3 protein-coding genes and 2 pseudogenes are annotated in these 4,987 nt (G+C 69.6%); all 5 read right to left on the minus strand.

Annotated features, from left to right (window positions below; all coding sequences use genetic code 11):
• Positions 1 to 143 (minus strand): annotated as a pseudogene (locus tag ACFY4A_RS42250) (ATP/GTP-binding protein); the annotation flags it as partial.
• Positions 124 to 696, minus strand: coding sequence for a DUF742 domain-containing protein (locus ACFY4A_RS42255; RefSeq protein ID WP_390834627.1), 573 nt, complete (start codon positions 694 to 696; stop codon positions 124 to 126). The gene ACFY4A_RS42255 and the pseudogene ACFY4A_RS42250, both read right to left, overlap by 20 nt.
• A 96-nt stretch (positions 697 to 792) precedes the next feature.
• A complete protein-coding gene (locus ACFY4A_RS42260; protein WP_004983065.1) occupies positions 793 to 1,206 on the minus strand; it encodes a roadblock/LC7 domain-containing protein in 414 nt (137 codons plus the stop codon).
• A 10-nt stretch (positions 1,207 to 1,216) separates the two neighbouring features.
• Positions 1,217 to 4,480: a nitrate- and nitrite sensing domain-containing protein gene (locus ACFY4A_RS42265; protein WP_390834628.1), complete on the minus strand. Its 3,264-nt coding sequence runs from the start codon at positions 4,478 to 4,480 to the stop codon at positions 1,217 to 1,219.
• A 405-nt stretch (positions 4,481 to 4,885) separates the two neighbouring features.
• Positions 4,886 to 4,987, minus strand: a pseudogene (locus ACFY4A_RS42270) (ATP-binding protein); the annotation flags it as partial.

Raw genomic sequence — 4,987 nt, forward strand, 5'->3', positions numbered from 1 at the left:
ATCACGGCCTCCGTGCGCAGCGGGTTGATCTCCGAGACGGCGCCGACGAACGTGGTCTTGCCCACGCCGAAGCCGCCCGCCACCACGATCTTCGCGGAGGTGGTGGAGCGGGAAGGACCGCCGCTAGAGCTTGCGAAGTCCACTGAGCACCCTTTCGAGCAGTGTCACGTCTGGCTGGCCACCGGCGTTCTCGTCGCCGCCGGGCTGATGGATGGCGACCAGGCCCGCCTCCGCCAAGTCGGCGACGAGGATCCTGGCCACGCCGAGAGGGATCGAAAGCAGGGCCGAGACCTCGGCCACCGATTTGATCTCGCGGCACAGATGGCAGATCCGCTGATGTTCGGGCAGCTGGCCCTGCATCTGGTGCGGCTGCGCGGTGGTGTGCACCAGTGCCTCTATGGCGAGCTGGTACCGCGGCCTGGTGCGGCCGCCCGTCATGGCGTACGGGCGCACCAGGGGGTTGTTCGACGCCCCCGCGGGCGTCGGTTCAGGGGTGCGTCGCTGCGGCTGCACCGGCTGGATGCGCGGCGCGGGCGGCTGGTCGTACGGTGACGGACCGGGGCCCTGCGGCGCGTATGGCTGCCGGTGGTGGGGGGTGGAGGCAAAGCCGTACCGATTCGCCGAACCGTCGCCCGGGCCCTGTGCGGGACCGTACGACCAGTTGCCCGAAGACGAACCGCCTGGGGGTGTTGCCACGTTCTCTCCTCCTCCGACTGTGCCGGGCACCCAACGTGTGGAAGCCGCGTCCCGAAACCTTACGGCCCCGGGACGCCAAAACGCACCGGCTGTCTGTTAGTTGAGAAGGCTCCCCTGGAGCTCCGCACGGAGGTCCGGCGTCAGGACCGTGCCCGCACGGTCCACCAGAAGGGCCATCTCGTACCCGATGAGACCGATGTCCGCCTCGGGGTGTGCGAGAACCGCGAGCGACGAACCGTCGGAGATGGACATGATGAAGAGGAATCCTCGCTCCATCTCCACAACCGTCTGGTTCACGCTGCCGCCCTCGAAGATGCGCGAGGCACCGGCGGTCAGCGAGGTCAGACCGGAGGCGACGGCCGCGAGCTGGTCGGCGCGGTCGCGGGGGAAGCCTTCGGACATCGCCAGAAGGAGTCCGTCGGCGGAGACCACCACGGTGTGGGACACCCCGGGGGTGTTGTCCACGAAGTTGGTGATCAACCAGTTCAGGTTCTGTGCCGCCTGGCTCATCGGGCTCACACTAACGCTCCTGGTTGTAGGTGCTGTCAGGACCACTGTGTTCATTCCTTGTGGCCTGGCCGTTCTTGTCAATTCCTGCGCTGCGTCCTCGTTGGACGCCCCGGCGCAGGTTGCTCAGCCTGCCCCGGATGTCCTCGGGGGCGCGGGAGACCTGTGGGCCTCCCTGCGGGGTTGATTCCGCGGTGCCTTCGACCAAGTTGGCCTGGGGCACGCGCCGCGGCAGTCCGGAGGAGGTCACCCCGCCTGCCTTGGGCTTGCGGAGCTGCGAGGCCTGCTGCCAGCGCTTGTCGTTCGCCGAACGCCAACCGTCGCCGCCGCTCTCCGGGGTATGGGTCGGTGCTTCCTGATCCACGGGCCCCGCGCCGTTCGAACCGCTCGCGACGGATCCGCGGCGGGGCAGTCCGGCGTCGGTCAGCTCGTGGACGGCGGAGGGGGCCGGTCCCGGACGCTCGAAGCCTACGTGGTCCGGCTCGGTCTCGTCAGCGGCCTGCGTGGATTCCGCTTCCGGAGCGTACTGGTCCGGGTAGCCGTTCCGGTACCCGTCCGGCTGCGGCCAGTCGTCCTGGTAGGACTGCTCCTGGAAGCCGGCGTACGCCTCCGGCGCCGCGGCGTGCGCCGACGCGTGCTCCTGCTGCCCGGCCTCCGCATAGCCGGGGCCGGGGTAGCCGCCGTTGGACGAGGGGGCATCGCCCTGCGGCATACCGCCGTTCGGCGCGTAGTACCCCTCGCCGTACGACGGCCTGCCCTGCTCGTCGTAGGCCGTCTGCTGCTGGTCGTACGCAGTGTGCTGCGGTTCCTCGTACGACGTCTGCGGGTCGTACCCGCCCTGCTCCGGGAAGGGCATCTGGCCGGTGTCGTACACCGGCTGCTGCCCGGTGTGCTCGTCGGGATACCCGGCCGGTTCGGCCGCCTCCGGGCCCGCCGGCCGATCGTGCGTCTGGGCCTCCAGGGCGGCGCGGCGCTCCTCGCGTTTGAGGGAGCGGCCGACGGGGTCCAGCTCGCGGGAGCCGTCGGGGGCGTCGGCGTACCGGCTGTCGTCGAAGCCGAGTTCCGCGGCGGTGCGCATCGGCTGGGGAGCGTTGAAGTCCTCGCTCTGGAACTCCTGCTCCGGGATGATCTGCGAGACGGTGAAGTCGCCGCGGTCCAGCGCCTGTTCGCCGCCACCGCCGTGGGTGATCGCGTCCGGCAGCATGACCAGCGAGGTGGTGCCGGCCTGCTCGCCGGAGGGGCGCAGCTGCACGCGGATGCCGTGCCGGTCGGCGAGGCGGCCGACCACGAACAGGCCCATGCGCTGGGAGATCGCCGCGTCCACGGTGGGCGGGTTGGCCAGCTTGTGGTTGATGTCCGCGAAGTCCTCGGCGGTCAGGCCGATGCCCTTGTCGTGGATCTCGATCATGATCCGGCCGTCGGGGAGCCGGGTCGCGGTGACCCGGACCTTGGTCTGCGGCGAGGAGAACGTGGTGGCGTTCTCCAGCAGCTCGGCCAGCAGGTGCACGAGGTCGGTCACGGCGCGGCCGTGGATCTCGGCCTCGGGCACGCCGGACAGCTCGATGCGCTCGTACTGCTCCACCTCGGAGGAGGCGGCGCGCAGCACGTCGACCAGCGGGACCGGCTGGTCCCAGCGGCGGCCGGGCTCCTCACCGGCGAGGACGAGGAGGTTCTCGCCGTTGCGGCGCATACGGGTCGCCAGGTGGTCCAGGCGGAAGAGGTTCTCCAGCTGGTCCGGGTCGGCCTCGTTGTTCTCCAGGTTGGTGATCAGGGTCAGCTGGCCCTCGATCAGCGACTGGTTGCGGCGCGAGAGGTTGGTGAAGATCGCGTTGATGTTGCCCCGCAGCAGGGCCTGTTCGGAGGCGAGCCGGACGGCCTCGCGGTGCACCTGGTCGAAGGCGCGGGCGACCTCGCCGATCTCGTCGGTCGAGGTGATCGGGATGGGAGCGACCCGGGTGTCGACGCGGCCGGGGTCGGTGCGCGAGAGCTGGTCGACCAGCATCGGCAGGCGCTGCTCGGCGATGCCGAATGCGGCGTTGCGCAGCCGGCGCATGGAGCGGCTCATCTGGCGGGCCGCCAGTCCGGCCAGGATGAACGCGGCGAGCAGGGCGACCAGGACGACCGCGCCGGTGATGAACGTCGACCGCTTGGCGTTGTCGGCGATCGAGGCCGCCTCGTTCACCGCGGTGTCGGCCATGTCCGACTCGATCTGGCGGTAGGCGTCGAACTTGAGGGTGTTGACCGCCCACCAGTTCTCGGGCGTGATGCCCTTCTGCGCCAGGCCCGTGCGCTCGGCCGGGTCCGTGCTGCTCAGCGTGGCCAGCGCGGTGACCATCTTGGTCGGGTCGGCCGGCGGGGCGACGTAGTTCGGGTCCTTGGCCTTGGCCTGCTGGGCCATGGTCGCGGCCTTGGCCTGGATCTCCTTCTTCTGCGCGTCCAGCTTGTCCGCGTCCTCCTGGGTGCCGCCGCCGATGTACTCCTCGACGGCGATGCCCTCGAGGTAGGCGTAGGAGGACAGGGCGACGCGCTGGCCGCCCAGGGCGGTGGCGTCGGGGCCGGGCTTGATCAGCAGGTGCATGCCGATCGAGCGCTCGAGCGACAGCGCGGCCTTGGTCAGCGAGATGGCGTAGACGGTACGGCCGTAGGAGGTGATGTTGCCGGTGCCCAGGCCGAGTTCGTTGGCGAACTCCATCAGCGGGTGGGCGACCTTGACGTAGCCCTCCTCGGTCTGCACGCCGGGCAGCTTGGTGCTGAACGCCGCGGCACGCAGCTTCTGCAGTTCGGGCTCGGCGTCGCGGAACAGCTTGAGCCGGCGCTCCAGACCGGCCTTGTGCGGCATGGACTGCGCGGCCCGGTCGAAGGCGTCGGCGGCCTGGTCGGTCAGCTCGCGGGCCTCGGTGACGGTCGAGTCGTTCTGGCCCTTGCCCTGGAGGAGGGGGGCCGCGCTGACGTCGCGCTCGTGATAAAGGGCGTCGGCGTAGGCCAGCGAGGCCTGCACCAGGCGAGCGGTGTGCTCGGCGTCCTGGGCGTTCTGCCAGGTGTTGATCGAGCTGTTGACCTGGAAGCCGCCCATGACCAGGCCGACCAGCACGGGCAGGAGCAGGATCGCGTTCAGCCGGGTCGGCACCCGCCAGTTGCGCGGGGAGAAACGGCCACCGCTCGCGGTGGGCGCGGCCGTCGGTTCCGAACCGGGCACGTGCGCGGGCGCCGCTCCGCGCGGCGGCGGGGTGAAATTGCCCCGGGCCGACGGCTCGGGGCCGTTCTTGCTTCGCCTCACTCGACCAACAACCTCTCGGCGGTCGGCACCTACGTTGTGCCGCAGTGTCTCAGAACCCTGTCCGCCATCGACGGCCCACTACCGGTGAGTACGTCTTTGACCATTGGGTAGTTCAGGCATTCCAGCACGTCAACATGCGCTCTTCCAAACAGTGGAAACGGGTGGTTCCACGTGACGCACGTCCCACATAAAACGGTCATAAACAACTAGCCCCTGGCAAAAGTCCGGGGGAATGTGCGCATAGCGGCATCACATGTGCGCGACGCGTGGCCATACCACGCGATTCCTCTGCCGAAACGTTATGAACACCGGAGCCGACCGTGTCAAAGGACACAGCCGGCTCCGGTGTATCTACGACAACTGCCGTAGGGCGCTGCCGACTTGGAGGCGACTCCTGCTGCCCCGTTACCTCAGCCGGGCCATGAGGGCGTGTTCCACCAGGGTGATGAGGGTGGACTTGGCGTCGGCGCGGTGCCGGGCGTCGGTGGTGATGATGGGTGCGTCGGG

Origin of the sequence: Streptomyces sp. NPDC001292 (assembly GCF_042896465.1) — a bacterium.
In the GTDB taxonomy this organism is placed as follows: domain Bacteria; phylum Actinomycetota; class Actinomycetes; order Streptomycetales; family Streptomycetaceae; genus Streptomyces.